The organism is Eggerthella sp., from assembly GCF_048329335.1.
Taxonomy (GTDB): domain Bacteria; phylum Actinomycetota; class Coriobacteriia; order Coriobacteriales; family Eggerthellaceae; genus Eggerthella; species Eggerthella lenta.
The window spans coordinates 1-4,421 of the sequence record NZ_DBFEGU010000201.1 but is presented as its reverse complement, the minus strand read 5'-3'; the positions used below and the strand labels follow the sequence as shown (position 1 = coordinate 4,421).

The 4,421-nt window shown below is 60.2% G+C and carries 4 protein-coding genes; 1 reads left to right on the top strand and 3 read right to left on the bottom strand.

Annotated elements, in window-relative coordinates; translation table 11 throughout:
* Positions 1 to 214: 214 nt before the first annotated feature.
* Entirely contained in the window at positions 215 to 799 is a 585-nt protein-coding gene (locus ACMO6A_RS06630; RefSeq protein WP_009608526.1) for a DUF4230 domain-containing protein, read from the bottom strand.
* Positions 792 to 1,544: a DUF4230 domain-containing protein gene (locus ACMO6A_RS06625; RefSeq protein WP_009608525.1), complete on the bottom strand. Its 753-nt coding sequence runs from the start codon at positions 1,542 to 1,544 to the stop codon at positions 792 to 794. Before ACMO6A_RS06625 ends, ACMO6A_RS06630 begins: the two co-directional genes overlap by 8 nt.
* Positions 1,545 to 2,070: 526 nt before the next feature.
* Between ACMO6A_RS06625 and ACMO6A_RS06620 the strand changes: the two genes are divergently transcribed.
* Complete coding sequence (locus ACMO6A_RS06620) at positions 2,071 to 3,753, top strand: SulP family inorganic anion transporter (protein WP_009608530.1); 1,683 nt, start codon at positions 2,071 to 2,073, stop codon at positions 3,751 to 3,753.
* Between the two features lie 40 nt (positions 3,754 to 3,793).
* On the opposite strand, the gene ACMO6A_RS06615 is transcribed toward ACMO6A_RS06620, so the two are convergent.
* Complete coding sequence (locus ACMO6A_RS06615) at positions 3,794 to 4,366, bottom strand: DNA-3-methyladenine glycosylase I (RefSeq protein WP_009608571.1); 573 nt, start codon at positions 4,364 to 4,366, stop codon at positions 3,794 to 3,796.
* Between the last annotated feature and the right edge of the window lie 55 nt (positions 4,367 to 4,421).

Sequence of the window (4,421 nt, the reverse complement as noted above, 5' to 3'; positions counted from 1 at the left end):
GTTTTAGACACGCCGATGCTTACCGACGATGGCCTGCTGACCGACGAATCGGAAGCGACCGCAACAAACGTGACGAGAGTCCTCCATGAAAAGGGAATCGCCCTCTGAACAGCGGCAATGCGAAGGCGCAGCGACAAGCACACAAAAGGAGAAGGACACCGCGGCGTTCGACGGGGCGAAGGCAGCCGCAGGCGCATGCCCCGCCCGTCGAACGCTACTCGGCATCCTTGACGCGAATCTCGTATTCGACGCCGAGCTTCTTGCCAACTCCTTCCACGTATTGGAACAAAAGCATCTCCGCCCGATCGCGCGCTTCCCTTATCAGCATCTCGTTGCCCTCGGCGCTTTCCCTCATCTTGTCTTGCGCCGCAGCGTACGCCTCGGCCTGATCGACGGAGGTGATCGAGGTCAGCAGGCCCGTGTCGCTGTAGACATCGGAAAACGTGCTCTCGTCCGCGTCTGGAACGCCAAGAACCTGAGCCTGCGGAATAACGATCGTCACCACGTTGTTCTCGTCGGGGCCCTCGATACGGACCTTCGACACGTCGACGCCAAGCTGCATGGTTCCATCGTACTCGAACCACGCCTTCTTGTAGCCGACGTTGATGCCGAACAGCATGTTGGTTCCGTCGTTGTAAATCTCGGCGACGTTGTGGTACACGCACTTGATCGTAGCAAGCTCGGCGATCTTCGAATACCCGGAGAAATCAGGGGACTCTTCCTCCTTGCCGCATCCGGCAAGGCCCGCAAAAGCGAGCACGCCGACAAGCGCAAGGCAAACGAAGCGTTTCCTATTCATCAGCCGCAACCTCCTCGCTGTACTCGGAAATAGGCTTGAATTCAAGCTTCAGATCGTCGCCGAGCAAATGCTTCGTGAGAGCCGACACGGTATCCCGCAGGCTCGCGTCGGCCTCTCTTCTGATCTCGTCCCTGTCCACGTCCGACGCTGCATCCTCGCGGCACAGGGCGATGACGTCCTTCATGTCCGCGGTTGCGTTCTCGGGGAGATAGCCGAACTCCTTGTGATCGAGCTGCGGCTCGCCGATCTCCGCCTCGGGAAGGTACGCAGTCGCAACCCCGTTGTCCCTATCGACGCGAAACTCGATATCGACAAGCTTGTAGCTCGCGCGAACGTGCGCCTGGTACTTGACGCGATAGTCCACCCGATCCTGCCAAAGGAACGTGCTGTGCTTCTCCGCGATGCCGTGGTACACGTAGTCGATGGTCGAGAGGTTGTCGATGTCGACGGCGGACTTCAGATCGGACTCTGTAACGTATTGGGTCTCATCGTCGTCCATGACGTAAGGCAGGACGAAGCCGAAGATCGCAACCAACGCAACCGCTGCGATCGGCAATATCACTTTCAGGGGAAAGCGCTTTGCAAATCGTCCCAACGCTTTCCTGGAAGCCCTGCGAGATTCCTTCTTCCGACTACGTTCTTCCGCCTCGATTCTCGCGGTGCGCGCTTGCTCTAGGCGAATCTCGCGCTCCTCCGCTTCGCTCGCGTCGAAGCCGCTTGCCCCACCCCGTTTGCGTTCTTCCAAAATAAACCCTCGCTCGAATAATCAGTTTTCAGGTTCGGTATAATTCTATCAGCACACAGAGCGCCTGACGAAGAACATCCGGAGGGAGAATCGATGAAACTAGGCAAACCCGCAACAGCAGCCCTGATCGTCTTGGCAGCAGTCGTCGTTCTCGTTCTTCTAGCAAGCTCGATGGGTATTCTGTCCATCAGGTTGTAAGCCGAAGCCTCTGGGTGATGCGCTCCAACGGAACGCATCGAAGCTTACGAACTCGCGGACAATATCAGAACACCGCCCGTTCGCCACGGAATGCTCATCGCCCCGAGTATCATACGAGACTCCGAGCATCTGTCGACACAGCGCTTCAGCCCTTGTCGATGCTTCGCATTTCCCCGATTTGTTGCCCTCTTGTAATCTTGCAGTATAATGGCGAGGCGCAAAATCGAATCCAACCGCATAGTATTCGCTTGCGTTCCGCCCGGTCGATCCGGGCGGAACGCTTTTTCGCGCGCACCGAGCAGAAGCGACGACATGGAAGAGCAGAGCATTGCAACGCGACAAGATCAAACCGATACTTTTCAGCATCATCAAGCACTCCGACAGCGAAGAGCTCAAGCGACAGCTTCCCAAAGACGTCGTCTCGGGCGTCATGGTGGCCGTGGTGGCGCTGCCCCTTTCCATCGCGCTGGCCATCGCTTCGGGCGTGAGTCCTGAGCAAGGCCTTTACACGGCCATCGTCGCCGGGTTCCTCATCGCGTTCCTCGGCGGCAGCCGCGTGCAGATCTCGGGCCCCACGGCGGCGTTCGCCACCATCGTTGCAGGCATCGTGGCAACCGACGGCATGGACGGCCTCGTCGCAGCCACCGTCATCGCCGGCGTGCTGCTCATGCTGATGGGCTTCTTCAAGCTGGGATCGCTCATCCGGTTCGTCCCCTACACCATCACCACGGGCTTTACGGCGGGCATCGCCGTGACCCTCGTCATTGGGCAATTCAAAGACTTCCTCGGCCTCGCCTTCCCCGCCGGCGCGCCCACGGTCGAGACTATGGACAAGCTGCAGGCCGTCGCCCAAAGCATCGGAACGGCCAACTGGCAAGCGTTCGTCGTGGGAGCGGTCTGCCTCGCCATCCTGTTCGCCTGGCCTAAGGTCAGCGAACGCATCCCCGGATCCCTTGTCGCGCTCATCGTGGGAATCGCCCTGGTCAGCGGCTTCGGCATGCAGGTGAGCACCATCGGCGACCTGTACGTCATCAGCAGCGACCTGCCCGAATTCCGCATTCCCCAACTCAACGTCGACCTGCTGGCCGACCAGCTTCCCAACGGCATCACCATCGCCATCCTGGCCGCGATCGAATCGCTCCTGTCCTGCGTCGTCGCCGACAGCATGATCAGCTCGCACCACCGCAGCAACATGGAGCTGGTTGCGCAGGGCGTGGGCAACATCGGCTCGGTGCTATTCGGCGGAATCCCCGCAACCGGCGCCATCGCGCGCACCGCCGCGAACGTGAAGAACGGAGGCCGCACGCCCGTCGCCGGCATGACCCATGCGCTCGTGCTGCTGATCGTCCTCGTGTTCTTCATGCCCTACGCGGCTCTCATCCCCATGCCGACCATCGCGGCCATCTTGCTGCACGTCGCCTACAACATGTCGGGATGGCGCAATTTCGCACACTTGTGCAAGACGGCCTCCCGAGGAGCGGTGGCCACGCTGCTGCTCACCTTCGCGCTGACCGTCGTGTTCGACCTGGTGGTGGCGATTGCCGTGGGCATGTTGATCACGGTCGTCCTGTTCATGAAGATGGTGAGCGAGGAGACCGAGGTTCGCGGCTGGAAATACTACTGCGACGAGGATTCCGAGGTCACGCACCTGCGCGAACTCCCTGAAAGCGTGCGCGTGTACGAGATCAACGGACCCATGTTCTTCGGCATGACCGACCGCATATCCGACATATCGGTGAAATCCTTCACGAAGTACCTGATCATCCGCATGCGAGGCGTGCCATCGCTCGATTCGACGGGCATGAACGCGCTGGAGAACCTCTACGGGTACTGCCGCGAGAACGGCGTCAGCCTCATCTTCTCGCACGCCAACGAGCAGCCGATGAAAACCATGCGCCGCGCTGGTTTCGTGGACATGGTGGGAGAAGACCATTTCCGCAGCAATATCGACGATGCAATCGCTTACGCGCGCAAGCTGCTGGACGAAGAGGGGGAAACGGCATCGGCCTAGCTTTCAAATGCCCGCCACGACGACGGAGGCCGAACCATCCTTACGACGTAAGCTCCCGATACGCGAAGCAATCGACCACGTGGTCGTTCACGATGCCGATGGATTGCAGGTAGGCATACACGATGGTGGAGCCGACGAACTTGAAGCCGCGCTTCTTGAGATCCTCGCTGATGCGGTCGGAAAGCGGCGTGGTCGCCGGCACGTCGGCCTGGGTTTTCCAGCGGTTCACGATGGGTTCGCCATCCACATAGCCCCAGATGAACGCATCGAAGCTTCCGAACTCGCGGGCCACGTCCAGAAACAGCTTCGCGTTGGTTATGGCCGCGTTGATCTTGAGGCGGTTGCGCACGATCCCCTCGTTCGCCATGAGCTCTTCGACCTTGGCCTCGTCGTAGAGCGCCACCTTGGCAGGGTCGAAGCCGTCGAACGCTTCGCGGTACGCCTCGCGCTTCTTCAAGATGGTCAACCACGAGAGGCCCGCCTGCGCGCCCTCCAAAACCAACAGCTCGAACAGCATGCGATCGTCATGGGTGGGCCTTCCCCACTCGTTATCGTGGTAGTCGACGTACACGGGCACGTCGCCCGCCCACGAGCACCTGCACTTCTCCTCCATGGCGCCTCCTAGCGAAACGTCATCCGGTATTCCAGCACGGCACGCTCCCCGGGCG